23 protein-coding genes are annotated in these 23,753 nt (G+C 71.7%); 13 read left to right on the top strand and 10 right to left on the bottom strand.

All coding sequences use genetic code 11. From position 1 onward, the window contains the following. Positions 1-43 precede the first annotated feature (43 nt). Complete coding sequence (locus tag ACGWYJ_RS36180) at positions 44-529, bottom strand: YafY family protein (RefSeq protein WP_285698686.1); 486 nt, start codon at positions 527-529, stop codon at positions 44-46. Positions 530-700: 171 nt separating this feature from the next. Between ACGWYJ_RS36180 and ACGWYJ_RS36175 the strand changes: the two genes are divergently transcribed. The 8 genes from ACGWYJ_RS36175 to ACGWYJ_RS36140 all read left to right on the top strand — a co-directional run bounded on the left by ACGWYJ_RS36175 (position 701) and on the right by ACGWYJ_RS36140 (position 11,278). Continuing rightward, the gene (locus tag ACGWYJ_RS36175; RefSeq protein ID WP_395111079.1) at positions 701-1,906 is read left to right on the top strand and encodes a hypothetical protein; all 1,206 of its coding nucleotides are present in this window, start codon (positions 701-703) and stop codon (positions 1,904-1,906) included. A 62-nt stretch (positions 1,907-1,968) separates the two neighbouring features. After that, positions 1,969-4,353 (top strand): tetratricopeptide repeat protein, encoded by a 2,385-nt coding sequence (locus tag ACGWYJ_RS36170; RefSeq protein WP_395111078.1) that lies wholly within the window; start codon positions 1,969-1,971, stop codon positions 4,351-4,353. Between the two features lie 28 nt (positions 4,354-4,381). Next, a complete protein-coding gene (locus tag ACGWYJ_RS36165) occupies positions 4,382-5,494 on the top strand; it encodes a protein phosphatase 2C domain-containing protein (RefSeq protein WP_395111077.1) in 1,113 nt (370 codons plus the stop codon). After that, positions 5,491-6,795, top strand: a complete 1,305-nt coding sequence (locus tag ACGWYJ_RS36160) for a VWA domain-containing protein (protein ID WP_395111076.1) — start codon at positions 5,491-5,493, stop codon at positions 6,793-6,795. The genes ACGWYJ_RS36165 and ACGWYJ_RS36160 overlap by 4 nt, the downstream gene beginning before the upstream one ends. A gap of 2 nt (positions 6,796-6,797) precedes the next feature. Next, positions 6,798-7,514: an FHA domain-containing protein gene (locus ACGWYJ_RS36155; protein WP_395111075.1), complete on the top strand. Its 717-nt coding sequence runs from the start codon at positions 6,798-6,800 to the stop codon at positions 7,512-7,514. Between the two features lie 43 nt (positions 7,515-7,557). Further along, positions 7,558-9,081 (top strand): hypothetical protein, encoded by a 1,524-nt coding sequence (locus ACGWYJ_RS36150; RefSeq protein ID WP_395111074.1) that lies wholly within the window; start codon positions 7,558-7,560, stop codon positions 9,079-9,081. Continuing rightward, positions 9,078-9,923, top strand: a complete 846-nt coding sequence (locus tag ACGWYJ_RS36145) for a glutamate ABC transporter substrate-binding protein (RefSeq protein ID WP_395111073.1) — start codon at positions 9,078-9,080, stop codon at positions 9,921-9,923. Before ACGWYJ_RS36150 ends, ACGWYJ_RS36145 begins: the two co-directional genes overlap by 4 nt. A gap of 137 nt (positions 9,924-10,060) precedes the next feature. Beyond that, on the top strand, positions 10,061-11,278 hold the full coding sequence (locus ACGWYJ_RS36140; RefSeq protein WP_395111072.1) for a hypothetical protein: 1,218 nt from the start codon (positions 10,061-10,063) through the stop codon (positions 11,276-11,278). Here ACGWYJ_RS36140 and ACGWYJ_RS36135 read toward each other — a convergent pair. Next, positions 11,239-11,805 carry a hypothetical protein gene (locus ACGWYJ_RS36135; RefSeq protein ID WP_395111071.1) on the bottom strand — a complete coding sequence of 189 codons (567 nt, stop codon included), beginning with the start codon at positions 11,803-11,805 and terminating at the stop codon, positions 11,239-11,241. The two genes, ACGWYJ_RS36140 and ACGWYJ_RS36135, sit on opposite strands and share 40 nt — an antisense overlap. Before the next feature lie 366 nt (positions 11,806-12,171). On the opposite strand from ACGWYJ_RS36135, the gene ACGWYJ_RS36130 reads away from it, so the two are divergent. Beyond that, the gene (locus ACGWYJ_RS36130; protein WP_395111080.1) at positions 12,172-12,684 is read left to right on the top strand and encodes a PH domain-containing protein; all 513 of its coding nucleotides are present in this window, start codon (positions 12,172-12,174) and stop codon (positions 12,682-12,684) included. A 220-nt stretch (positions 12,685-12,904) separates the two neighbouring features. Beyond that, the gene (locus ACGWYJ_RS36125; RefSeq protein ID WP_395111070.1) at positions 12,905-13,141 is read left to right on the top strand and encodes a GrpB family protein; all 237 of its coding nucleotides are present in this window, start codon (positions 12,905-12,907) and stop codon (positions 13,139-13,141) included. A gap of 88 nt (positions 13,142-13,229) precedes the next feature. Here the strand turns inward: ACGWYJ_RS36125 and ACGWYJ_RS36120 are convergent, their stop codons facing one another. Further along, positions 13,230-14,324, bottom strand: a complete 1,095-nt coding sequence (locus ACGWYJ_RS36120; RefSeq protein WP_395111069.1) for an XRE family transcriptional regulator — start codon at positions 14,322-14,324, stop codon at positions 13,230-13,232. After that, the gene (locus tag ACGWYJ_RS36115; RefSeq protein WP_395111068.1) at positions 14,321-15,016 is read right to left on the bottom strand and encodes a hypothetical protein; all 696 of its coding nucleotides are present in this window, start codon (positions 15,014-15,016) and stop codon (positions 14,321-14,323) included. Before ACGWYJ_RS36115 ends, ACGWYJ_RS36120 begins: the two co-directional genes overlap by 4 nt. A gap of 98 nt (positions 15,017-15,114) precedes the next feature. On the opposite strand from ACGWYJ_RS36115, the gene ACGWYJ_RS36110 reads away from it, so the two are divergent. Further along, positions 15,115-15,711, top strand: coding sequence for a DUF6461 domain-containing protein (locus ACGWYJ_RS36110; RefSeq protein WP_395111067.1), 597 nt, complete (start codon positions 15,115-15,117; stop codon positions 15,709-15,711). Between the two features lie 12 nt (positions 15,712-15,723). Here ACGWYJ_RS36110 and ACGWYJ_RS36105 read toward each other — a convergent pair whose 3' ends face one another. The 5 genes from ACGWYJ_RS36105 to ACGWYJ_RS36085 are packed head-to-tail and all read right to left on the bottom strand — an operon-like array spanning position 15,724 to position 21,482. Next, positions 15,724-16,554 carry an ABC transporter permease gene (locus ACGWYJ_RS36105; protein ID WP_395111066.1) on the bottom strand — a complete coding sequence of 277 codons (831 nt, stop codon included), beginning with the start codon at positions 16,552-16,554 and terminating at the stop codon, positions 15,724-15,726. After that, complete coding sequence (locus tag ACGWYJ_RS36100) at positions 16,551-17,531, bottom strand: ABC transporter permease (RefSeq protein WP_395111065.1); 981 nt, start codon at positions 17,529-17,531, stop codon at positions 16,551-16,553. Before ACGWYJ_RS36100 ends, ACGWYJ_RS36105 begins: the two co-directional genes overlap by 4 nt. Next, positions 17,531-18,784 (bottom strand): spermidine/putrescine ABC transporter substrate-binding protein, encoded by a 1,254-nt coding sequence (locus ACGWYJ_RS36095; protein ID WP_395111064.1) that lies wholly within the window; start codon positions 18,782-18,784, stop codon positions 17,531-17,533. The genes ACGWYJ_RS36100 and ACGWYJ_RS36095 overlap by 1 nt, the downstream gene beginning before the upstream one ends. Then, positions 18,781-20,001 carry an ABC transporter ATP-binding protein gene (locus ACGWYJ_RS36090; RefSeq protein WP_395111063.1) on the bottom strand — a complete coding sequence of 407 codons (1,221 nt, stop codon included), beginning with the start codon at positions 19,999-20,001 and terminating at the stop codon, positions 18,781-18,783. The genes ACGWYJ_RS36095 and ACGWYJ_RS36090 overlap by 4 nt, the downstream gene beginning before the upstream one ends. Before the next feature lie 32 nt (positions 20,002-20,033). Beyond that, positions 20,034-21,482, bottom strand: a complete 1,449-nt coding sequence (locus tag ACGWYJ_RS36085; RefSeq protein WP_395111062.1) for a gamma-aminobutyraldehyde dehydrogenase — start codon at positions 21,480-21,482, stop codon at positions 20,034-20,036. 166 nt (positions 21,483-21,648) lie between these two features. Here ACGWYJ_RS36085 and ACGWYJ_RS36080 point away from each other — a divergent pair, with 166 nt between their 5' ends. Together ACGWYJ_RS36080 and ACGWYJ_RS36075 are read left to right on the top strand one after the other, a co-directional pair. Further along, the gene (locus tag ACGWYJ_RS36080) at positions 21,649-22,110 is read left to right on the top strand and encodes an Lrp/AsnC family transcriptional regulator (RefSeq protein ID WP_395111061.1); all 462 of its coding nucleotides are present in this window, start codon (positions 21,649-21,651) and stop codon (positions 22,108-22,110) included. Positions 22,111-22,200: 90 nt separating this feature from the next. Then, on the top strand, positions 22,201-22,503 hold the full coding sequence (locus tag ACGWYJ_RS36075) for a DUF1778 domain-containing protein (RefSeq protein WP_395111060.1): 303 nt from the start codon (positions 22,201-22,203) through the stop codon (positions 22,501-22,503). Here ACGWYJ_RS36075 and ACGWYJ_RS36070 read toward each other — a convergent pair. Further along, positions 22,495-22,920 (bottom strand): HIT family protein, encoded by a 426-nt coding sequence (locus ACGWYJ_RS36070; protein WP_395111059.1) that lies wholly within the window; start codon positions 22,918-22,920, stop codon positions 22,495-22,497. The two genes, ACGWYJ_RS36075 and ACGWYJ_RS36070, sit on opposite strands and share 9 nt — an antisense overlap. Positions 22,921-23,753 lie beyond the last annotated feature (833 nt).

Raw genomic sequence — 23,753 nt, 5'->3', positions numbered from 1 at the left:
TAAACACAGCGCAGCTCGTGCTTGCCAATAAACACAGCGCAGCTCACGCGCGCCTTTGGAACGGCAAGTAGCGGTCGGCGCGTCGGGGGCGGGCGAGGAGGCCGGTGGATTCGACGGCCAGGATGCGGTCGAAGCGGAAGGCGCGGATGGCGCGGCGCATGCGGCACCAGCCGACCAGGTACCAGTGGTCGCGGTGGACGAGGCAGGTGACGGGTTCCACCTCGCGGATGGTGACGTTGGCGTCGGCGTCGCCGTAGCAGAGCCGGACGACGCGGTGTTCGGTGATGGCGGCGGCGATGACGCGGGCGCGGTCGGCGGTGGAGGTGTCGAGGGGCGCGGTCAGTGTGCCGAGGGTGGTGGTGACGAGGTCGTCGTGGGCGTCGTGGTCGAACAGGGCGCGCAGGGCGCGGCGCGCGGTCGCGGCCTGCGGGCCGGTGCCCAGGTGGGCCAGGGAGAGCGCGAGCGCGGCGATCTCGGCGGCCGTGAGGTCGTTGCGCTGGTCCGTGGTGGGTGTCGCGACGTTGGCCATGGTTCGATCATACGTTCGAACACTGACATTTCCCAGCGTTTTGACCGCCCTGGCGGCCGGCCCGCCGAGGGGCCTGTGGCGCATGACCTTGAGAAGCCGCCCGCGCATGGTGAACACTGATCCACCAAGTGGGCGTAACGGGGGAACAGGGTCGATAGGGGCAACCCGCCGATGAACCGTGAAGAGGTGGACCGCGCCCTCCGGCACCTGCGGGACGAGAGGGAGCGCATCGGCACGGCTCTGCTCGATTTGGAGGGTCACACGGGGTACCGGTTGCTGGAGGGCGGGACGCTCAGCGGCGAGACGGCGAGACGGCAGTCCGAGGTGCGCGCCCGGATGGCGTCGTTGTGGACGCTCTTCGACCTGTACGGGCGGACGTTGCGGGAGGCGGAGGAGCTGCGGGCCCGGCACGCCAAGCCCGGCGGTGAGCAGCTCGCCCGGCTGACGCATCTGCTCAGCGGCGCCTCGGTGGAGCTTCCGGCCGAGGAGGTCCCGCTGGAGCGGCGCACGCTGCTGGGTGCGCCGCAGGCCGAGCGGCTGTCGCTGGACGCGGTCGTGCGGCGCATGAACCCGTTGTACGAGCAGGTCGCCCGTGATGTGGCGGCGCTGGACGGGGTCTGGTCGGCGCTGCTGGACCGGCTGGGAGAGGTCGAGGCCGAGCGCCGTGCCGTCGCGGAGCTGGTGGACGAGCTCGGCGAGCCGGAGACGGAGTTCCGGCGGGCCGCCGGGAACCTCGACGCGCTGGCCCGTACCGTCCGGGCGGATCCGCTCGCGCTCACCCGCGACGGGCGGCCCGACACCGGGGCCTTGGACGCGGTCGCGGCCGAGCTGGCGGAGCTGAAGGAGCGGCTGGCGGAGGCGGTGCGGTTCCGCCGGGGCTTCGAGGAGCGGATGGCGCGGATGCGGGAGGCGGTCGCGCTCGTCCGGTCCGCCGAGGACGAGGTGGAGCGCGCCCGCCGGGAGGTGCAGGCCAAGATCGCCTCGCCCGTGCTCCCCGATCCGGCCGACCGGGCGTCGCTGCTGGCGGACCGGCTGGCGGCGTTATCGGCTCTGGGTGACCGGCGCCGCTGGGGCGACCTCGCGGACCGCGCCGTCGACCTGGAACGCGCGGCGCGGGACGCCCTCGACCAGGCACGCGCCGACCTGCGGCTGATCACCGGGCTGCTGGACAGGCGTGAGGAGCTGCGCGGGCGGCTCATGGCGTACAGGGCCAAGGCGGCGCGGCTCGGCCACGCCGAGGATCCCGAGCTGGGCGCCCTGTACGAGGAGGCGCACGCGGTGCTGTGGACGTCGCCCTGTGACTTGAGGAAGGCGACCGTGATGTTGTCCGGCTACCAGCAGGCCGTTTCGGCGAGGACGAAGGGACCGGGCCGTTGAGCCAGTGCACCGCGCCGGGATGTACCGGAAACGTCGAAGACGGTTACTGCGTCGTATGCGGTATGGCTGCCGCGACGAACCTCCCTTCGCCTGGCGGCGCGGTTCAGGCGCCCTCCTCCCCCCCGTCCTGCTCCGAGCCCGGGTGCTCGGGGACGATCCAGGACGGCTACTGCGACACCTGCGGCAGCCCTCCCGCGCAGGCGGCGGCCGCCGCTCCCCCGGCTCCGGCGGCGTCCTCGGGCCAGTGCGCGCGCCCCGGCTGTGGCGGCACGATCGCGGACGGCTACTGCGACGTGTGCGGTATGCCGCCGAGCGCCGGTTCGGCGGCCGGCGGATCCATCGGCACCGGATCCATGGGCACCGGGTCCACCCGTACCGGGTCCTCCCGCTCTTCGGGACGGCGCGGCATGCTGGGCGCCGGGCTGGTCGAGGTGCCGCGCGTCCCGTACCGCGACCCGTCCTCGGCCGTCCTGTCCAACCCGCAGGTTCCGGAGACCAGGCGGTTCTGCAGCAACTGCGCGGAGCCGGTGGGCCGCAGCCGCGAGGGCCGCCCGGGACGGACGGAGGGCTTCTGCCCCAAGTGCCGGACGCGCTTCTCCTTCACCCCCAAGCTGTCGCCCGGTGAACTGGTCGGCGGCCAGTACGAGGTGCTGGGCTGCATCGCGCACGGCGGGCTCGGCTGGATCTATTTGGCCCGCGACCGCAACGTCAACGGGCGCTGGGTGGTGCTGAAGGGCCTGCTGGACACCGGCGACGCCGACGCGATCGCCGCCGCGGAGGCCGAACGGGCGTTCCTGGCCGAGGTCGAGCACCCCAACATCGTCAAGATCTACAACTTCGTGCGGCACGGCGACGCCGGCTACATCGTGATGGAGTACGTCGGCGGGCGGTCGCTGAAGGACATCCTGCTGCGGCACCGCGAGGAGACCGGCGAGCGGGCGCTGCCGGTCGGCCAGGCCATCGCCTACGGTCTCGAAGTGCTCCAGGCGTTCGGCTACCTGCACGCGCAGGGCCTGGTGTACTGCGACTTCAAGCCGGACAACGTGATCCAGTCCGAGGAGCAGCTGCGGCTGATCGACCTGGGCGGGGTGCGCCGCCTGGACGACCAGGACGGGGCGATCTACGGGACGACCGGCTACCAGGCCCCCGAGATCGCCGAGGTGGGCCCCTCCATCAGCTCCGACCTGTACACCGTCGGCCGGACGCTGGCCGTGCTGAGCTTCCCGTTCCGGGGGTACACCACCACCTACGTGCACGACCTGCCGGAACGCGGCGAGGTGCCGGTGCTGGACCGGTACGAGTCGTACGACCGGCTGCTGCGCCGCGCGACGCACCGGGATCCCGAGCGCAGGTTCCAGGACGCCGCCGAGATGGCCGAGCAGCTCACCGGTGTGCTGCGGGAGGTGCTGGCCGCCGAGGACGGCCGCCCACGCCCGGCGCCGTCGGTGCTGTTCGGGCCGGAACGGTCGGTGCCGGGCGCGGACGTGGCCCGCCTGGGCGACGGCGAGGGGGTGCTGCCGCCCGTCCGGCCGGTCGAGGCCGCGGCCTCGCTGCCCGCCCCGCTGGTGGATCCGGCCGACCCGGCCGCCGGTTTCCTCGCGGGGCTCACCGCCCTCGAATCCGAGCAGCTCGCCTCGGTGCTGCCGAACGCCCCCGAGCAGACGGTCGAGGTGAGGCTGGCGCTGGCCCGCACGTGGATCGAGCTGGGCGAGACCCCGAGGGCGATGGAGCTGGTGGACGCGGTCGAGGCGGAGCGCCCCGGCGACTGGCGGATCGCGTGGTACCGGGCGGTGGCCGAGCTCGCCGCGGGCCGCCAGGAGGCCACCAAACTGTTCGACGACCTGTACTCGCTGCTTCCCGGGGAGGCGGCGCCGAAGCTGGCGTTGGCCCTGTGCAAGGAGCAGGGCGACCCGCAGGGGGCGGCGCGGCTGTACGAGACGGTGTGGCGCACCGACCGGAGCTATATCGGCGCCGCGTTCGGGCTGGCCAGGGTGCATCTGGCCGGGGGTGACCGGGCGCGGGCGACGGAGGTGCTCGACTCGGTGCCCAAGGTCGCGATCCAGTACATCGCCGCGCAGGTCGCGGCCGTGGCCACCGCCGTGCGCGACCGGCCGCCCCACGACCTGACCCCCGCCGACCTGGAACGGGCGGGCGCGCGGCTGGAGGCCGTGCCCGGCCTGGACGGGGTAAGGCGGGACCGGCTGGCCGCGGAGATCCTGGAGGCGGCGCTGGGCTGGGTCGTCCACACCACCGGCCCCCGTTCGGTGTGGACCGGGCAGCGCCCGCAGGGCAACGGCAGCGTGCTCGGGACGCCCCTGGAGGAGCTGCCGCTGCGCCGCAAGCTGGAGGAGACCTACCGGTCGCTCGCCCGGCACACCAACGACCGTGAGGACCGCCGCTGGCTGATCGACTGCGCCAACTCCGTACGGCCCAGGACCCTCCTGTGACCGGGACGGCGTCGTGACGGGAGAGCACATGGCCGAAGCGGCGAAGACCGCCGAGCTGACCTGCCCCTCCTGCGGAGAGGTGGTGTACCACGGCGAGGGCTTCTGCGAAGCGTGCGGGCACCGGCTCAGCGAGGACGCCGAGGCCGCGCCGGGAACGGACGCCGCCGCGTCCCCCGAGGGCGGCTGTGTCGGCTGCGGCACCGGCACGATCGACGACGAGGGCTACTGCGAGCAGTGCGGGCTGCGCCAGCCGGCCGAGCGCGACCATGTCGAGGTCGAGCTCGCGGACGGGACCGCGGCGGGGGCCAGCGACCGCGGCAGGCGTTACAGCCACAACGAGGACGCCCTCGCGCTCGTCCGCCACCCCGGCGGCATCGCGGTCGTGGTGTCGGACGGCGTGGGCTCCTCGCCGCACCCCGAGGTGGCGTCCCGTACCGCCGCGGACACCGGCGTCGAGGAGCTGGTCGCCCAGTTGGAGTCGGGCGCCGACCCTGAGACGGCGACGCGCGCGGCGGTGATGCGCGCCGCCGAGGCCGTCGCCGCGCTGGCCGAATCCGAGAGTTCGGCTCCGTCCTGCACGTTCGTCTCGGCGCTGACCGTGCCGGGCTCGGTCACGATCGGCTGGGTCGGCGACAGCCGTGCCTACTGGCTGCCGTCCGTCCCCTCCCCCGAGCCGGCCGGGGACCCGGCGGACACCCTCGACATGGGCCCGGCCGCCAGGCCGTCGCTGGACGGCACGCCACGCGTCCTCACGACGGACGACTCCTGGGCGGCGTTCATGGTCGCCGAGGGCGCGCTCACCGAGGCCGAGGCGGAGGCGCACCCCAACGCGCACGTCATCACCGGCTGGCTGGGCGCCGACGCCGAGGAGGTCCGGCCGCACGTCAGCACCTTCACCCACGATCACACCGTGCCCGGAACGCTGCTGGTGTGCAGCGACGGGCTGTGGAACTACCTGCCCGGCGCGGACGACCTCGCCGCCGTCCTCGACGGGACGGGGGCCGGTCCGCTGGCCGCCGCGCGCGCCCTGGTCCGGCGCGCCTTGGACGCCGGCGGCCGCGACAACATCACCGTCGCGGTGATCCCGCTGCCCCCGACCTCCCCTCCCACGTCCGACCCCACGATGGAGCACCAGCGTTGAGCGAGCAGCCCCAGTTCAGCATCAAGGTCGACCAGAACAAGTTCCTGCCCGAGGGCGGCCGCGAGGTGCACGCCATCGTGTCCGTGGAGTCGGCGGGCGGCACCCTGGCCGCCGCGCCACCGGCCGCCGCCGAAGTGATCATCATCGACCACTCGGGGTCGATGACCTATCCCGAGACCAAGATGCGCTCGGCGATCGCCGCCGCGCAGACCGCCATCGACACCATCCGCGACGGCGTGTACTTCGCGGTGGTCGCCGGGTCCAGCTCCGCCTCGATGGTCTATCCGACCGAGACCGTCCTGAAGCGGGCCGACGCCGAGACGCGGCGCGAGGCCAAGGCGGCGGTCGGCCGGCTCAGGGCGTACGGCGGCACCGCCATCGGATCCTGGCTGCGGCTGGCCAACGAGTTGTTCGAGCAGCTTGAGGAGGGCGTCCGGCACGCGATCCTGCTGACCGACGGCAAGAACCAGCACGAGACCGCCGAGGAACTGGACGCGGCGCTGGCCCGCTGCACGGGCCGGTTCGTCTGCGACTGCCGCGGCGTGGGAACCGACTGGGAGGTCGCCGAGCTGCGCAAGGTCGCCTCCGCGCTGCTGGGCAGCGTGGACATCGTGGCCGACCCGCAGGACCTGGTCGCCGACTTCCAGGCGATGACCGAGGCCGCCATGGGCAAGAACGTCGCCGACGTGGCGCTGCGCGTGTGGACGCCGCAGACCTCCAAGCTGAGGTTCGTCAAGCAGGTGCTGCCGTCCGTCGAGGACCTCACCGGCAAGCGCACCGAGTCGGGGCCGCAGTCGGGCGACTATCCGCTCGGGGCGTGGGGCGCCGAGAGCCGCGACTACCACATCTGCGTCGAGGTGCCCCCCGGCGAGGTGGGCAAGGAGCTGCGCGCCGCCTGGGTGAAGCTGGTCGTCCCCGGCCCCGCGGGCACGGAGCCGCAGGTGCTCGCGACCGGGAACGTGCTGGCCCAGTGGACCGACGACGAGGCGCAGTCCACCAGGATCAACCCGCGGGTGGCGCACTACACCGGCCAGGCGGAGCTGGCCGAGGTCATCCAGGAGGGGTTGCAGGCCCGCAAGGACGGCGACCTCGACACCGCCACCGCCCGGCTCGGCCGCGCGGTGCGGCTCGCCGAGGAGGCCGGCAACGACGCGATCACCACCATGCTGCGCAAGGTCGTGGACGTGGTCGATCCGGCCACCGGGACCGTCCGGCTGAAGAAGAAGGTCGACAAGGCCGACGAGATGCAACTGGAGACCCGGTCCACCAAGACCGTCCGTACCCGCAAGGGCGAGGGCTGAGCATGGCGACCTGCCCCGCCGGCCACACGTCCGCCGCCTCGGACTACTGCGACGTCTGCGGCGAGCGGATCGGCCCCCCATCGACCCCGCCCCCCACGGCGACCGTCGAGATCTCGGCGGTGTCCGGCGAGGTCCCTTGCCCGGACTGCGGCACCCCGAAGACGGACCGGTTCTGCGAGGAGTGCGGGTACGACTTCGCGCTCGGCGGAGGCAAGCCCACGCCGGCGCCTCCCTCCGAGCCGGCTCCCGCACCCGTACCGGAGGCGCCCCCCGGGCCTGAGGAGGCACCGCCGCGGCCCGCGCCCGGCCCCGGCGAGTGGGTGGCGGTCATCACCGCCGACCGCGACTACTACGAGGCGGTCGTCGCCGAGCTGGAACCGGACGCGGGGGTGATCGCGTTCCCGCCGTACTGCCCGGAACGCCGCGTCCCGATCCATGGCGAGCAGATCCGCATCGGACGGGGCAGCGTCACCAAGGGCATCGCCCCGGAGATCGACCTGCGCGTCGCGCCCGAGGACCCCGGGGTCTCGCACATGCACGCCGTGCTGCTGGCCCGTCCCGGCGGAACGTGGGCGCTGGTCGACCCGGGATCCCGCAACGGGACCTGCCTCAACGGCTCGACCACGACCATCCCGGTCAACACCGAGGTGCCGGTCGGCGACGGCGACCGCATCCACGTCGGCGTCTGGACCACGATCACTTTGAGGAAGGCATCATGACCGACCGGAGCGAGGGCTCGTCCTCTCGGGAGGGCAAGGCGCCATGACGGCCGTACAGCCGGCCCCGGCCGCCCAGCCCGTCTCCCCTCGGCCCGGATCGCCGGCGCCCGTACGTCCAGGAGGCACCTACGGGCGCGGCGTGCGGCGGCCCTCTCCCCCGCTGTCCGAGCGCCGCAGGCGCACCCCGGTGCCGCGGACGGTCGCGGGACGGGTGCGCGCGCTGACCGGCGCCGTGGTGGTGGCGCTCGCCGCGCTCGTCGCCGTGACGGCCGTGACGGTCGGCAACGCCCGCGACGGCGTACGGGTCATCGGGCACGACGCGGGACCGCAGGTCGTGGCCACCGGCAACCTGTACTTCCACCTCACCCAGATGGACGCGCAGCTCGCCAACGCGCTGCTCATCGGGAACACCGCGGACCTGGGGACGCGGCGCTCGGACGCGCTGGCCCGCTTCGACCAGAGCCGGCTGGCCGCGGGCGACGCGCTGCTGCGCGCGGCGAAGCTGGCCGACGAGCCCACCGAGGAACGCACCGCCCGCGAGTCCCTGAACGCGCTCGCTCGGTACGAACGGCTCGCCGGGCAGGCGCTGCTGCTCGACGAGCGCGCCGCGCACCGGGCGGGGCCGCCGCCGGGGGACGTCATCGCGATCTACCGGCAGGCCACCGACCTGATGAAGCTGGACCTGCTGCCCAAGGCGTACAACCTGACGCTCGACAACGGCACCCTGGTGCGCACGACGTACGAGTCCGAGCGGCGGGCCGTGCTGGCCGGCCAGTTCTGGGTGATCGTCCTGGGGCTCGTGGCGCTGGGACTGCTGGTCCTGTTGCAGTTGTTCCTGTACCGGCGGTTCCGCCGGATGCTGAACCCGGCGCTGGCCGGCGTGACCGCCGCCACGGTGATCCTGCTGGTGGCCAGCTCGGCGATGCTGGTGGGCCAGCTCGACCACCTGCGCACCGCCAAAACGGACGGGTTCGACTCGATCCTGGCGCTGTCGCGGGCCCGCGCGATCAGCACCAGCGCCAACGCCGACCAGACCCGGTACCTGCTCGACCCGGGCCGCGCCGACACCTACGAGCAGGTCTACCTGAGCAAGTCGCAGTCGGTGCTGTACCGGCCCGAAGGCAGCAACGTCGACCGCTACAACGCGGCCATCCAGCGCGACCTGGCCGACGGCGACATCGTCCGGAGCCGCTTCCTCGGCTTCCTCGGCCGCGAGGCCGAGCACAACATGCTGCCGGGGCACCTGAACGCCTTCGACGACGTGCTGGAGACGTACCGCATGTTCCAGCAGAGCGACGCGCGGGTGCGGCAACTGGCGCGGGCCCGTCAGCAGGACGCCGCCATCGAGGCGCGCCTGGGCGGCGACCGGTCCTCCGACCGCGTCTTCGCCCAGTACGACGCGGCCATGCAACGGCTGATCGCCATCCACGGCAGGGCGTTCGACGACGCGGTCAAGAAGGGCGACGACGGGACGAGGGGATGGGACGTGGGCCTGCCCATCGCGGGCCTGGTCCTGATCGGGCTCGTCCTGGCGGGCGTCCGTCCCCGGCTGGCGGAGTACCGATGAGGGGCGCCGCGACACGCGTGAGCCTGGCCGTCGCCGGCGCGGCCACCGTGCTGGCGACGGCGGGCTGCGGGACGGTCGCCGGGACGGACTCGGTCGCCGACGACGACTCGCTGGTCATCGGGGTGAACGGCGACCAGCCCGGCCTCTCCACCCGCACGGCCGACGGGACGTACGAGGGCTTCGACATCGACGTGGCCCGGTACGTCGCCGGCCGGCTCGGCGCCACGGTCACCTTCAAGCCCGTCACGTCCGCCACCCGCGAATCCATGATCCAGAGCGGTGCGGTCGACCTGGTGGTGGCGAGCTACTCCATCACCCAGGACCGCAAGACCAAGGTGGCCTTCGCCGGCCCGTACTACGTCGCCCACCAGGACATCCTCGTCCGCGCGTCCGACGCGCCCGCCACCCGGGACGTGCACGACCTCGCCGGGCGGCGGCTGTGCCGGGTGCCGGGCTCGGTCTCCTTCCCCCGCGTCCGGGAGGAGCGGGGCGTGGACGTGCGGGCGCAGGACGCCCCCGGCTACACCGGCTGCCTGGAACAGCTGCTCGGCGGGCGGCTGGACGCCGTGTCCACCGACGACCTGATCCTGGCGGGACTGGCCGCCACGTCCGGCGCCGCGGGCGGCACCGGCGAGCGGCTGCGGATCGTGAACGCGCCGTTCTCCGACGAGCCGTACGGGATCGGCATCGCGCGCGGCGACCTCGACGGGTGCACCGCGGTGAACCAGGCGATCACGCGGATGTACCAGGACGGGACCGCGGAACGGCTGCTGAGGAAGTGGTTCACCCCCGTCGGGCTGAAAGTGACCACGACCGTGCCGCAGTTCGAGGGCTGCGACTGACGACACGTCCCAGGACCCGGCGGTCAGTGAGATCAGTCGGTTACGTAAGTGTCGGTATGCGCACCTGATCGTAAGTTATGGTCGCGATCAAAACCCCATCCGTTAATGTCAATCATGGACCGGCTGCGAGGAGTTCCATGACGACGGTCATCCTGGTCGTGATGTGCCTCGTGGTCGGAGCGCTCGAACTGTACGCGGGCAAGCAGAGCAAGGACCAGGCCCGCGCGTTCGTCCGCCGCATCGACGAGCTGAACGACCAGGTGAGCAAGCAGAACAACGTGCTGGTCACGGTGGGCGAGCAGCTCACCGCCGAGCTGTCGAAGGTCAAACGGGACACGCTGCCGCGGCTGGACGAGCGGCTGCGCTCCCAGTCCGTCCAGGTCGAGGAGCTGGCCACGCTCGTCCACCAGGCCGACGAGTACCTGCGGGCGCAGGCCGGGCGGCTGCACGACCTGGAGAAGCAGCGCATCACCCTGGCCGCGCTGCGCCGCAAGCTGGCCGAGATGGAGACGTCGGTGCGCTCGTTCACCCGGGCGGGCGCCGCCGCCGTGGAGAGCAAGGTCGACACCGCCCTCGACCGGCTGACCGACCTGGAACGCAGCGGCAACGAGATCCTGGAGCTCCAGCGCACCCTCACCAGGACGCTGGAGGAGGTCGAGGACGTCGTCGCCGAACTGCTGCGGTTCACCGAGGGCGAGCTGGACGAGTCGGTGACCGCGGCGCTCACCGGGCGTCCCCGCGACCTCGCCGCAGGCGACGGCGCCGCGGTCCGCGCCACCGGCCGGTTGTGGACGCGCGACACGCAACTGGAGGACATCCTCGTCGAGATGTACGAGCGGTGCGTGCGCTCGTCCGGGCTCACCGTCCGGTTCCGCGTCTCCGACGGCGACGGCGGCGCCCTCCCGGGCACCCCCGCGCAGCGCCGCTACTTCCTCGCCGGGCAGAACGCCGAGGACCTCGTCGGAGGCTTCACCGCCCTGCTGATCTCGACGGGCGCCGACCTGCCGGGCAACGGCACGCCGCCGCCTCCGGGATCCATCGCCAGGACACGGCCGGGCCAGGGCGCCGCGGGACTGCCGCCGGGCGTCGAACCGCCCCGCCGGCCCGAGGACGAGGCGGCGCTCAAGTCGCTGCTGCGGACACTGCACGAAAGCCATGGCGCGATCGCGCAGATCGGCCCGCTCATGGCGGTGCGCACCCGGGACGAACTGCTGTGCGCGGTGCTGTCCCCCGCGCAATCACTGGAAATGGAGAGCGACGAGGTCTTCTGGGACCCCTCGGCCGCCACCGTCCGGCTACGGCGGCTGCCGTCGCATCAGCTCTGGGACCTCACCACCTGGGCCGCCACACCGTAGGCCCGTACCGTCCGCTGCGACGGCGGGCCGATCCGCACGAACACCGGGCACCGCACCGCCTGGCTCTCCGGGTCGGCCTCCGCGCACAGCCCGACCCCCGCCGCGCGGTCGAGAAGGACCACGTTCTGCACGGCCCGTGCGGCGCGCACCGCGTACGGCACCGAATCGGGGTCGCCGGGTTCGACCAGTTCCTCGAACGTCAGCATGCGCGCGTAACGGAACAGCTCGGCCGCGTCCACGACCCGGGTCCCGATCGCCGCGGCCGGGCCCGCGATGACGATGCCGAAGCTGGGATCCTCCCGTCCGCGCACGTAGATCTCGCGATCCGGTTCCAGCCCGCGCCGCCGCTCCCGCAGATGCAACCCGAACCCCGCGTCCCCGTTCAAGAACGCGGGCGGCCCGAACCCGTACGAACTCTGCGTGGACGGCGACTCGGGCAGGCGTAACGCACCCGCGGGATGCCGCCAGCCGGGCAAGTACACGCCGAGACCGCGCAGGAGCAACCGCCATACGGGGCGGCCGGTCACATCCGGAGCGAACTCCCCTCCGGCGCCCCGAGCCCGCTCATCCGCAGGCTCGGCGGGCGCGCTGTCCCCAGGCGGAGGGACCGGGGGCCGAGGGCGGGAGACCAGAAGCTTGTCCTCCGGAGGGCCGGGACGCGGACGCTCATGCGTGCCGTCAGAGCGGTCCTGTCGCGGAGGCCCCGACCCCCACGGCTTCCCCGAAGGGCCGTCGCTCATGCCCTCGCTTCGCTCGGCCATGCCAACATCCTGTGCGGCCGTACCCGCGTGCACAAGTGAGTCAACCGTCCTCACCCCGGCGACGCTGCGCGGCGGGTACGGCGTGGGCTACCGTTGACCTCGACGGATCATGATGGGGATGCCGCCGTGAACATGCAGGACCTGATGGTCTACCGCGACTCCGGTTCGCGGACGGTCGACAAGTACCTGATGTCCCACGAGGGACGGGTCATCGCGGTACGCAGACACCCCGCGGTCCTGCTGCCACCCCTCCTGGCCGTCGTAGGCGGCCTCGTCCTGTGCGGCTTCGTCGCCACCCTGGGCAACCTCATGTGGATCTGGTGGCTCTGGCTCGTCACCATCGGCTACCTCGTCTGGAAGGTCATCGCCTGGTCGGTCGAGTTCTTCCTCGTCACCGAACACCGGGTCATGGTCATCAGCGGCGTGCTCAACCGCAACGTCGCGATGATGCCACTCTCCAAAGTCACCGACATCGCACTGGAACGGTCACTCGGCGGACGCCTGCTCGGATACGGCGAATTCATCATGGAATCCGCCGGCCAGAAACAAGCCCTCCGCAACGTCGGCTTCATGCCCTACCCCGAACAGCTCTACCTGGAAGTGTCCGGAGTGATCTTCGGCGCCGAAGAGGGATCGCCTGATTGATTGGCTTAAGGTCCTGGAGGCGATCTCATTGGTCGAAGGTCGGGGACAGACCGTGACCGGCTGGACTGTAATGGGGTCGTGAGCGACCACATCGAGTTGATAGCGGCCAGGAGAAGTGGGAGATCCGGGTCGTCGCCTACGATCCGGCGTGGCCGGCCGCGTTCCAGCGGGACCTGAGCGTGCCGGACGCCGATGACGAGGACACCTCTCTCTCCCGGCCTTGGAGCGCGCCGGATACGTTCTGCGCGTCCGCCAGCCCGGCCATCGCATGGTGCGTACCCCTGACCTGGGCGTCCAAGTGCACGTCTGCACGGCCGGGAGCGAGTGGGAGCGCCGTCACCTGCTGTTCCGCGACCGGCTGCGGCACGACGCGGCCGATCGTGCGGCCTACGGCCGGCACAGGCAGCACCTCGCCGAGCAAGACCGGCCTGACATGAACGCGTACGCGGCGGCCTAGGGCTCGCTGATCGCCGAGATCGGCGAGCGCGCCGAAGCCTGGGCGAAAGCCACCGGCTGGACACCCGGTCCCTGAGCCCCCTTGGGCTTCAGGTGCTCAGGGTGGGGCGGGAACGGGGTGGGACCAGGAGGTCCAGGTCGGCTCGGGTCACTCGGGCGCGTTCGGCCAGAGAGTCGCGGTCGGTTCCCGAGGCGGCGGTCAGTTCTACCGCGCGGGTGAGCATCGTGGGGGCTTCGAGCGGCTTGGGCGGGCCTGGCTCCTGGCGGCGCCAGCCGCGTGCCGCCATGGTGCTCATCGCGTTCCGGTACGTGACCTCCTTCATGATGCCGAGCGTCCGGGCGCGGTACAGAAGCGCGGCCATGCTCACCCCCCACGTCGCCTTGAGCGCGGCCAGCCGGGACCAGTCGGCGGTGCGGGGCAGTTCCGGGGCGATGGCGTCCTCCGGCATCAGGAACTCGGCGGCGAACCGGTGCGCCTGGTCCTCGATGACCTTGCTGCCGGGCTCCGCGTCGGCGTGCATCACGAGGTGGCCCAGCTCGTGCGCGCCGTCGAACCGGTTGCGCCAGTAGTCGCCCTTGGCCGGGTTGAACAACACCATGGGACGTGGGTGCGCTCCGATGCTGAACGCGTCCACCCGTTCGGTGGACGGCGGCAGGACCAGCACGATCACGCCGTTGCGCTCCAGCAGCCGCACCATGTGCGGGACGGGGTGGCCGCCACCGCCGAGCAGCGCCTCCCGTGCGAGCCGCGCCGCCTCGACCGGGCCGTGCCCGGCGATCTCGTCGGGGGGAACGGGACGTTCGGGCAGCTCGGCCGTGGGGAACTCCACGAGGTCCTCCAGGGCCCCGACGATGTCGGCGGCGATCCTGCCGTACGCGAGCGCCTGGTCACGTTCGATCTGCGTGGTCGAACGCAGCGACCGGAAATGCGCGTGCGCCGAGTCGAGCGTGACCGGGCTCCGGCCGGCGTGGAAGAACTCCACGGGGACGCCCAGCGCGATCGCCAGCCGCGACAGCGTCTTCTCCGACGGGCGGTGCACCCCCGCCTCGTACTGGCCGATGGCGGTGGGCGTCGTCCCGACCGCCTGGGCGAGCTGGTTCTTGCGCAGGCCGCGCAGGCGGCGGGCGAGCGTGAGCCGTTCGCAGTCGAACAGCAGACGCGCCTCCGTGACGCGGTCGCTCACGACGCCGTGCCACCGGCGGCGCGGCGGGTGTCGCGGAGCCGCATGGGGACGTCCTCGCCGTCGAGCGGGCCGGGCTCGTCGTCCGTCCAGAGCGGGATGGTCGGCTCGGCGGGCCTGCGGCGGCGCGGGTCGGGGCCGAGCGCGTCGCCGCTCAGCTCCAGCAGCCAGTGCCACGGATCGCCGCCGTCGGCGTTCAGCCGGGGGCGTCCCAGGAACAGCTCCAGCTCCAGCGGCTCCTCGCTGGCGCTGTGGGCGAGGACCAGCGTCACCGGCTCGGCGGCGTCGTGTTCGATCCGCGTCCCCGAGTCGAGCACCAGGTCGAGCGCGAGCTGCGCGTCGCCGGCGAAGCCCTGCCGCGCCACCCTCTGCTTGGTGGGGCTGTCGCGGTCCCACCGGATGGCGCGGACGGCGCCGAACTCGTGCCGCTTGAGCAGGACGCGGTATCGCCCGCGCCGCCAGCCCGGGGACCCGTTCAGGTCGTCGCGCGTCACCGCCGGATCGTCCCGGAACACCCGGTCGACCTGGGTGGCCAGCACGTCGTAGGCGGTGAACCCGAACGAGCGGTCCGTGAACCCGGCGGCGCGGCTCAGCCCGCCGAACACGGCCAGGGTCGCCTCCAGATGGGCTTCGCGCAGCCCGTGCAGAAACCCCGCGGCGTGCAACTCGTCCCAGGCGTCCCGATCCTCACTCACGCACGAGACTATAGATGCCATCAGTGACTCCGGCGCGAGAATGAAGTCCGTGTCGCGTGGGAGTCCCGATTGTCGGTGACATCTGGCAGCATCCCGTCATGGTCGCGACCGCTGCCGATTACGCCTGGTTCGAGCGGAGTTTCCCCAGGCTGGCCGAAGCGTACTGCCTGACGCTGGTCTGCGGGCTGAGCCCGCCGCAGGTGCTGGCGCGGCTGGGCGCCCGCACCAACGGCCCGCACGTCACCGGGATCGGGGGGCTGTCCGCGCTCGACCTCGACACGGCCGACGAGCAGTTGATCGCCGTCACGGTCGCGGACGGCGGCGACGGCGGGGCGTGGGCGCTGGCCGTGGAGGCGGGCGGGCGCGTCGGCGTGACCGAGGAGGCGGTCGTCGCGCTGTCGGCGGGCACCCGGCTGGTGGCGCACCAGCGGGACGCCGGGGGCTCCGGACGGTTCACCTGGGCGGAGGACGGGGACGTACGGGCCGCGTTCGATCCGAACGTCCCGGGCCGGCGTGAGGGCAGCACGCCGGACGAGCCGCTGGAGGCGATGCGGGCCGCCGGGTTCGGCCTGGACGGCGACGAGCGGCGCTTCCACGCGGCGTTCGCGCTGGCCGAGAACCTCACGGGCGTCCGGGTCACGTCCGAGATCCTGGAGACGTCGTCGTTCCACTGCGGGCTGGCGCCGCTGCCCTGACCGCCGTCCCCGTCAGGGCTCGCCGGGGGTGTCCGGCGGCGCGGTGCGCGCGGCTGTGCCGGAGGCGCGGCGGGCGATGACGATGGCGATCAGCACGCCCACCGCGAAGATCAGCGTGCCCATCACGTTGACCTGCGGCGGTGTGCCCGTCCTGGTGGAGCCGTAGATCCACAGCGGGAACGTCACCGTGGCGCCGCTGGTGAAGTTGGTGATGACGAAGTCGTCGATGGACAGCATGAACGCCAGCAGCGCCCCCGCGACCACCCCCGGCATGATCATCGGCAGGGTGACCAGCCGGAACCGGGTCCACGGCCCGGCCCCGAGGTCCTGCGCGGCCTCCTCGACGGCGGGGTCGAGCACGCTCACCCGCGCCCGCACGGTGACCGCGACGAAGGCGATCGAGAACATCACGTGCGCGGCCAGGATGGTGCCGTACCCGCGCGGCAGGTTGAACGTCACGAACATCGACAACAGCGCCGCGCCCATCACGATCTCCGGGCAGGAGATCGCCATGAACAGCACCAGCGTGGTCGCGCCCCGGCCGCGGAAGGCGAACCGGCCGAGCGCCAGCCCCGCCAGCGTCCCGAGCACGGTCGTGATCACGGTGCTGAGCAGGGCGATCGTCAGCGAGTTGAGCAGCGCGGTGGTGAGGTCGGCGCGGGCGAACAGGTCCGCGTACCAGCGGAGCGTGAAGCCCTCCCACCGGAAGTTCTGCTTGCTGTGGGTGTCGTTGAACCCGAAGAGGATCATGACCGCGATCGGCAGCACCAGCCAGCCGACCAGCAGGTAGGTGTAGATCCGCAGGCCCTGGCCCCGCATGCGCCGCCTGGTCCTCGTCGTCATCGCCGGGCCGCCTCCAGGACGTCCTGGGTGCCCAGGGCCCGCGCGTACGCGAAGATCCCCAGCAGCAGGATCGCCATCAGCGTGAACGACAGCGCCGAGGCCATCGGGTAGGCGCTGTTGTCGAAGTACTCCGCCTGGATCACGTTCCCGATCATGGTGTTGCGGGGGCCGCCCAGCACCTCGGCGTTGACATAGTCCGAGGCCACCGGGACGAACGTCATGATCACGCCGGCGAGGACGCCGGGCAGCGACAGCGGCAGGATCACCCGCAGGAAGGTCTGCGTGCGGGACGCGTACAGGTCGTAGGCGGCCTCCACCACGCGCGGGTCGATGCGCTCCAGCGCCACGTAGATCGGCAGCGCCATGAACGGCAGGAAGTTGTACGCGAGCCCGGTCACCACGGCCACGCCCGTGTCGAGCACGTGGAAGCCGTCAGGTAACAGTCCCCAGCCGCGCAGCGGCCCCAGGATAGGCCCGTTGTCGGTCAGCACCAGCTTCCACGCCACCGTGCGCAGGACGAACGAGACGAAGTACGGCAGGACCAGCAGGAACAGGTAGGCGTTCTTGCGGTCCCCGGCGCGGAACGCGATCCAGTACGCGGCCGGGTACGACAGCGCGATGCACAGTAGCGTGGCCAACAGCCCGTACCAGAGGGAGCGCAGGAAGTGGTCCTGGTACGTCGCGAGCCCGTCGGTGTAGTTCCTCCAGTGGAAGGTCTGCTGGAACCCATCGATCAGGTTCCCCGTCTGCAACGACAGCGAGACCATGAGGACCAGCGGGATCGCGAAGAACGCCAGCAGCCACAGCCCGCCCGGCAGCAGCAGCGCGTACGGGGCGAGCCCGCCACTGCGTCCGGCCTCGCCGCCGGGCTCACCCTTGGGCGCGCGCCGCCCCGACCACCCGCGCCGGGACCGCCGTTCCGGCGGATCCTGCGGCGCCGCGCCCTCGCCCTCGGGACGTCCCGTCAGGACGGCCATCAGGAGCCCTTCGGGATGGGCTCGAAGATCTTCTGGTACTCGGTCTCCTCGGCCTGGGTGAGCTTGCGGTAGTTGCGCAGCCGCGCCAGGTCCGCCTGGGACGGGAACACCAGCGGGCTGGTGCTGAGCCGTTCCAGGTCGGCCTTCTCCTCACCCTTGGCCGCGCGGGCGTGCTCCTGGATGATCGGCTTGGTGGCCGGGACGGGGGTGATGTAGTTGATGTACTCCGTCAGCGTCGCGTTGTTCCGCGGGTCGTAGAGCCAGTCCATGAGGGTCAGCGCGTCGACCGGGTTGGCGGCGGTCGTGGGGATGCACAGGTTGTCGGTCCACAGCGTGCCGCCCTCCCTGGGCACCACGAACCTCACGTTCGGCCCCGCCAGGCTGTAGACGTCCCCCGACCAGGCCATCGCCAGCCAGACGTCGCCCTTGCTGACCGCGTCCACGTAGTCCTGGTTGTAGTACTTGCGGACGATCTCGGCGTCGCGCTGCTCGCGGAGCTTGGCGCCGGCCCGCCGCCAGTCCTCCGGGGTGGACTTCTCCGGGTCGATGCCGAGCGCGAACATCGCGAAGTTGCCCAGTTCCTGCGAGTCGGCCATCATCCCGACCCGGCCCTTGTACTTGGGGTCGAACAACTGCGCGATGCTGGTGATCTCCTCCTTGACGAACTCGGTGTTGTACGCGATCCCGGTGATCCCCGAGACGTACGGGATCGTGAACGCGTTGCCGGGGTCGTACGACGGGTTCTTGAAACCGGCCCCGGCGTTGGCCGCGAAGGTCTTCAGCCGCGCATGGTCCAGCGGCGCGAGATAGCCGAGCTGCCGGCACTTCTCCAGCTGGATCCCATTGGTCATGATCATCAGATCGAAGCCGATGTCCTGCCCGGCCGCCAGCGGCGCCTGGATCCGCCCGAACCACTGCGCGTTCTCCTGGATGACCTCCCGGTAGGTCACCTTGATCCCGTTGGCCTTCTCGAACGCCTTGAGCGTGGCGCGGTCCTCCTCGATGTAACCGGGCCAGTTCGCCCAGCGCAGGACGCCCGTCTTGGTCTTGCCCGCCCAGTACTTCTGGACGTCGTTCCGCGTCACGTTCTGTTTGCCGCCCTTGCCCTCGACCCCGCAGGCGGCCAGGGCGAGACCGGCCCCGGACGCGCCCATGAGGCGCAGAACGTCACGGCGGCTGCGAACGGCGTGGGCGGCGGTGCGGATGCGGGGCTGGGTGAGGCCGCGCAGGAGCGAGGGGTCGATCGGGCTCACGTGAGTGCTCCTTGGGCTCCTGAAGTGGCTGCGATGGCGTAGGAATGCCGGGGGTCCCAGGACAGCCAGACGGTGTCGCCCCGCGCGGCGACGTCGTCGGCCGAGGTGGCGTTCTGGGTGAAGACGACCATGTCGGACCCGGCGGCCGTGATCACGTTGTAGTTGGTCGAGGTGCCCAGGTAGACCACCTCGGAGACGGTGCCGCGGACGCCGCACAGCGCCTCGGCGGGCCGGTCCCGGCCGATACCGATCTTCTCCGGCCGTACCGTCAGTTCCAGCCGGTCCCCCGCGGACACCGGCAGGCCGGGGCGCAGCGGGACGAGCACGCGGTCGTCCGGGCCGTGCGCGATCACCGCCCGTCCCGAGGAGACCTCGGCGACCTCGCCGGCGAGCAGGTTGGACGTGCCGATGAACCCCGCCACGAACCGGGTCGCCGGATGCTCGTAGATCTCCCGTGGGGTGCCGAGCTGCTCGATCCGGCCGTCGTTCATGACCGCGATCCGGTCCGACATCGTCAGCGCCTCCCCCTGGTCGTGGGTGACGTACACGAACGTGACCCCGACCTCGCGCTGGATCCGCTTCAGCTCCACCTGCATGGCCTGCCGCAGCTTGAGGTCGAGCGCGCCGAGCGGCTCGTCCAGGAGGAGCGCCCGGGGCCGGTTCACCAGGGCGCGGGCCAGCGCCACCCGCTGCTGCTGGCCGCCCGACAGCTCCGCGGGCCGCCGCCGCTCCCGCCCCGCCAGGTCGACGATCTCCAGCATCGCGCCGACCCTCGACCGGATCTCGTCCTTCGGGACGCGCTTGCGGCGCAGCCCGAACGCCACGTTCTCGAAGACGTTCATGTGCGGGAACAGGGCGTAGGACTGGAACACCATGTTCACGTCCCGGCGGTTCGGCGGCACCCCGGTGACGTCGCGGCCGTGCAGCAGCACCCGCCCGGCGGTGGGCTCCTCGAACCCGGCGACCATCCGCATCGTGGTGGTCTTGCCGCAGCCGGACGGTCCGAGCAGCGAGAAGAACTCCCCCTGCGGGATCGCCAGGTCCAGGCCCCGGACCGCCACGACGGTCTCGCCGCGCGCGTGGAACTCCTTGACCACCCCGTCGAGCTCGATCGCCGGGGCGGCGGCGGTCCCGTCCGGACCGGCGGGCTCGTCGTGCTCGTCGGCGGGGGGCCGGACGGGCGTGGACGCCGTCGCGTGGTGATCGGTCTCGGCCATGGTGGGTCCTTCGCGGGGGTGTGCCGGGCGCGTCACTCGCCGATGTAGTGCATGACGTGCTTGACGCGGGTGTAGTCCTCGACGCCGTACATCGACATGTCCTTGCCATAGCCGGAGTGCTTGAAGCCGCCGTGCGGCATCTCCGACACCAGCGGGATGTGGGTGTTCACCCACACCGCTCCGAAGTCGAGGGCCTTGGTCATCCGCATCGCCCGTCCATGGTCGCGGGTCCAGACGCTCGCCGCCAAACCGTAGTCCACCCCGTTCGCCCAGGTGACCGCCTGTTCCTCGGACGCGAACCGCTGGACGGTGATCACCGGGCCGAAGATCTCCTTCTGGATCATCTCGTCGTCCTGGCGCAGCCCGGAGACCACGGTCGGGGCGAAGAAGTAACCCCGGTCGCCCACCCGCTCGCCGCCGGTGAGGACCTCGGCGTGGGCGGGGGCACGTTCCAGGAACCCCTGGACGCGGGCGAGCTGGTCCGCGTTGTTGACCGGGCCGTAGTAGGCGTCGGCGTCGCCCGGAGGGCCGACGGCTGTGCCGCGCGCCGCCTCGGTCAGCGCACCGGTGAAGTCGTCCGCGAGACGTTCCGCCACCAGCACCCGCGTCGCGGCGGTGCAGTCCTGGCCCGCGTTGAAGTACCCGGCCTCGGCGATCCCGGCGGCGGCGCTCTCCACGTCCGCGTCCTCGAACACCACGACCGGCGCCTTGCCACCCAGTTCGAGGTGGACGCGCTTGAGATCCTTGGCCGCCGCCGCGGCCACCTCCATCCCCGCCCGGACGCTCCCGGTGATCGACACCATCCGCGGGACGGGATGGTCCACCATCGCCCGCCCGGTGTCGCGGTCGCCGCACACCACGTTGAGCACGCCGGGCGGCAGGAACTCGGCCGCGATCTCGGCGAGCAGCAGGGTGCTGGCGGGCGTCGTCTCCGACGGCTTCAGCACCACCGTGTTGCCCGCGGCCAGCGCCGGGCCGAACTTCCAGACCGCCATCATCATCGGGTAGTTCCACGGCGTCACCTGGGCGCACACGCCGATCGGCTCGCGCCTGACCGAGGACGTGTGGTCGGCCATGTACTCGCCCGACGCGCGGCCTTCGAGGACCCTGGCCGCCCCCGCGAAGAACCTGAGGTTGTCCACCATGGGCGGGATCTCCTCGTCCAGGGTCAGCTGGACCGGCTTGCCGGTGTCGCGCACCTCCACGTCCACCAGTTCCCGCGCCCTGGCCTCGACCGCGTCCGCGATCCGCAGCAGCGCGAGGCCGCGCTCCCCCGGGGTCGCGTCACGCCACGCGGGGAACGCCTCCTCGGCGGCGCGGAACGCGGCGTCCACGTCCTCGGGACCGGACACCGGGGCCTCCGCGTACGCCTCGCCGGTGCTCGGGTCGATCACCTCCTGGACACGCCCGTCCTTGGCGTCGGCGTACTCTCCGCCGATAAAGTTGCGCAGCTTGCCATTGCCGGTGGTCTGTCCGGTCATCGCCGACCCTCCCTGATGGCCGCGCATCCGATGCGTCCCATTGGCCCGACCTTGACAGAGCCATCCGGCCATGACAAGTGATTCCGTTGTTACGATCCAATTTCACGACTAAATCACTTGACGCACACGGACAACAGCCACGATGCCGCAGCGAGGAATGAGGACGATGGACCGCCGCGCGAGCGTCCAGCTCGACGAGACCGCCAAGCGCATCATCGAGCAGCTCCAGCAGGACGGCCGCCGCTCCTACGCCGCCATCGGCAAGGCCGTCGGGCTGTCGGAGGCCGCCGTCCGGCAGCGCGTGCAGAAGCTCCTGGACGCGGGCGTGATGCAGATCGTGGGCGTCACCGACCCGCTGATGCTGGGCTTCTCCCGGCAGCTGATGATCGGCGTCAAGTGCGAGGGCGACCTGGAGCGCGCCGCCGACGAGCTGGCCGCCATCGACGAGATCGACTACGTCGTCATCACCGCCGGCTCGTTCGACATCCTGCTGGAACTGGTCTGCGAGAACGACGGTCAGCTGCTGGAGCTCCTCGGCCGCATCCGCGCCGTCCCCGGCGTGGTGTCCACCGAGAGCTTCGTCTACCTGAAGCTGCGCAAGCAGACCTACTCCTGGGGCACCCGCTGACGCGCGCCGTCCGCAGGATCATTCTCAATGATGATGCCGACGGGGTCTCCTCCGGCGTACTTTTGAGTGCTCCCAGGAAGGAGACCGGCCATGTCTGAGTCGGTTCAGCAGGACCTTCCCATCGCCGCCCCCAACGATCGCATCGAGGTCCCGGTGTCGGGGAACCAGGGCCTCGCGATCCGCAAGGCGGCCGAACTCGTCGGGTGGACGGTCGAGCAGTACGTGCTGTCCGCCGCGCTGGACAGAGCCGAACGCGACCTGTACGAGCACGCCACGCTCCGCCGGGAGACACGCGGAAGGCTCACGGGGGAAACCGACTCACCCAAGGAGCGCCCCGCCAAGGGCCCGCCCCTCATCGAACCCTTCGTGGCCGCGGTGACGGCCCTAGGCTGAGACGGCCGAACGCAGCCGTTCCGCGTACTCCGCCGCCTCCTCATCGGAGGCGTACTTATGCCTCGGCCAGAAGAACCCGCGCAGGCCGTCCTTGCGGTTGCGCGGCACCACGTGCACATGAAGGTGCGGCACGCTCTGACTGATCCGGTTGTTCATCGCCACGAACGACCCCGCCGCACCGAGCGCTGATTCCATCGCGCCCGCCAGCCGCTGCGCATACCCGAAGAACGGCCCGAGCATCTCCCCCGGCAGGTCCGTCAACGTCTCCACGTGCTCGCGCGGGACCAGCAGCACATGTCCCTTGAAGAGCGGACGAGAGTCCAGGAACGCCACGGCATCGGCACACTCCAACACCATGTGCGCAGGCCGCTCCCCTTTAATGATCTCGCAGAACACGCAATCACCCATGCCGCGCATTCTCGCACCGCACCCCACCACACACCCCGCCACCAACACATCCCAACACCCCCACAACCAAACACCCCCACCACCCCAACCAGCCCGCGCCTCGGGCGCCTCGGCGGCACGGTCCACGAGCCCGCCGAACACGCACTGGACCGCTCCCACAGCCGGCTATTCGACCAAGCTGTACCCGGCCTGCGAGCACGGGCAGCGGCCGTTGCCGCGGGCGCCGGACAGGCCGGTGACGCGCCACAGTCCCCAGCCGTGATGTCCGGTATCCGCCTGGCTCGCCCCGGCGTTGGAGGGCCCCGCACCCGACCGACCGGGTCCGACCGAGACCAGGCCAACAGGAACCGGCCCAGCCGGAAACAGATCCGACCAGGACCAGCCCAACCAGGACCGAGTCCAAACTGCCTAGCCAACCGGGACCAGGCCCGACCGGGACCGGCCCAACCGGATCAGATCCAACCGGGATCGGCCAGCCGGGACCAGGCCCGACAGGGACCGGCCCAACCGGGACCGGCCAGCCCGGACCAGATCCGAGAGGCACCGGGCGACCGGGACCGGCCCAACCGGAAACAGGCCGAACGGATTGGGCCGGGAACAGGCCCAACCGGGACTGGCCGGTCGGCCGGATCCACCGGGACCGGCCGTCCCGGAACAGGCCGACAGGGACCGCGCCAGCCGGGACAAGATCCGAGAGGCACCGGGCCAGTCGACAACAGATCCGACCGGGACCGGCCCAACCAGGACCAGATCGAACCGAGACCGGCCAGTCGGGACCAGGCCCGACCGGGACCGGCCCAGCCGGAACCAGATCCGGCAGGAGCCGGTCCAGCCGGAACCAG

This window comes from Actinomadura sp. SCN-SB (assembly GCF_043906805.1).
GTDB lineage: Bacteria > Actinomycetota > Actinomycetes > Streptosporangiales > Streptosporangiaceae > Spirillospora.
Note: the sequence above shows the minus strand (reverse complement) of the source record. Positions and strands in the feature narration are given on the sequence as shown.

What these genes read in the sequence shown, in the direction of transcription:
- ACGWYJ_RS36170 (WP_395111078.1), top strand. Translation starts at nt 1,969, where the DNA reads ATGGCTGCCGCGACGAACCTCCCTTCGCCTGGCGGCGCGGTTCAGGCG.
- ACGWYJ_RS36180 (WP_285698686.1), bottom strand. Translation starts at nt 529, where the DNA reads ATGGCCAACGTCGCGACACCCACCACGGACCAGCGCAACGACCTCACG.
- ACGWYJ_RS36165 (WP_395111077.1), top strand. Translation starts at nt 4,382, where the DNA reads ATGGCCGAAGCGGCGAAGACCGCCGAGCTGACCTGCCCCTCCTGCGGA.
- ACGWYJ_RS36070 (WP_395111059.1), bottom strand. Translation starts at nt 22,920, where the DNA reads ATGCGCGGCATGGGTGATTGCGTGTTCTGCGAGATCATTAAAGGGGAG.
- ACGWYJ_RS36100 (WP_395111065.1), bottom strand. Translation starts at nt 17,531, where the DNA reads ATGGCCGTCCTGACGGGACGTCCCGAGGGCGAGGGCGCGGCGCCGCAG.
- ACGWYJ_RS36110 (WP_395111067.1), top strand. Translation starts at nt 15,115, where the DNA reads ATGGTCGCGACCGCTGCCGATTACGCCTGGTTCGAGCGGAGTTTCCCC.
- ACGWYJ_RS36105 (WP_395111066.1), bottom strand. Translation starts at nt 16,554, where the DNA reads ATGACGACGAGGACCAGGCGGCGCATGCGGGGCCAGGGCCTGCGGATC.
- ACGWYJ_RS36130 (WP_395111080.1), top strand. Translation starts at nt 12,172, where the DNA reads ATGCAGGACCTGATGGTCTACCGCGACTCCGGTTCGCGGACGGTCGAC.
- ACGWYJ_RS36075 (WP_395111060.1), top strand. Translation starts at nt 22,201, where the DNA reads ATGTCTGAGTCGGTTCAGCAGGACCTTCCCATCGCCGCCCCCAACGAT.
- ACGWYJ_RS36150 (WP_395111074.1), top strand. Translation starts at nt 7,558, where the DNA reads ATGACGGCCGTACAGCCGGCCCCGGCCGCCCAGCCCGTCTCCCCTCGG.
- ACGWYJ_RS36080 (WP_395111061.1), top strand. Translation starts at nt 21,649, where the DNA reads ATGGACCGCCGCGCGAGCGTCCAGCTCGACGAGACCGCCAAGCGCATC.
- ACGWYJ_RS36145 (WP_395111073.1), top strand. Translation starts at nt 9,078, where the DNA reads ATGAGGGGCGCCGCGACACGCGTGAGCCTGGCCGTCGCCGGCGCGGCC.
- ACGWYJ_RS36140 (WP_395111072.1), top strand. Translation starts at nt 10,061, where the DNA reads ATGACGACGGTCATCCTGGTCGTGATGTGCCTCGTGGTCGGAGCGCTC.
- ACGWYJ_RS36155 (WP_395111075.1), top strand. Translation starts at nt 6,798, where the DNA reads ATGGCGACCTGCCCCGCCGGCCACACGTCCGCCGCCTCGGACTACTGC.
- ACGWYJ_RS36090 (WP_395111063.1), bottom strand. Translation starts at nt 20,001, where the DNA reads ATGGCCGAGACCGATCACCACGCGACGGCGTCCACGCCCGTCCGGCCC.
- ACGWYJ_RS36085 (WP_395111062.1), bottom strand. Translation starts at nt 21,482, where the DNA reads ATGACCGGACAGACCACCGGCAATGGCAAGCTGCGCAACTTTATCGGC.
- ACGWYJ_RS36175 (WP_395111079.1), top strand. Translation starts at nt 701, where the DNA reads ATGAACCGTGAAGAGGTGGACCGCGCCCTCCGGCACCTGCGGGACGAG.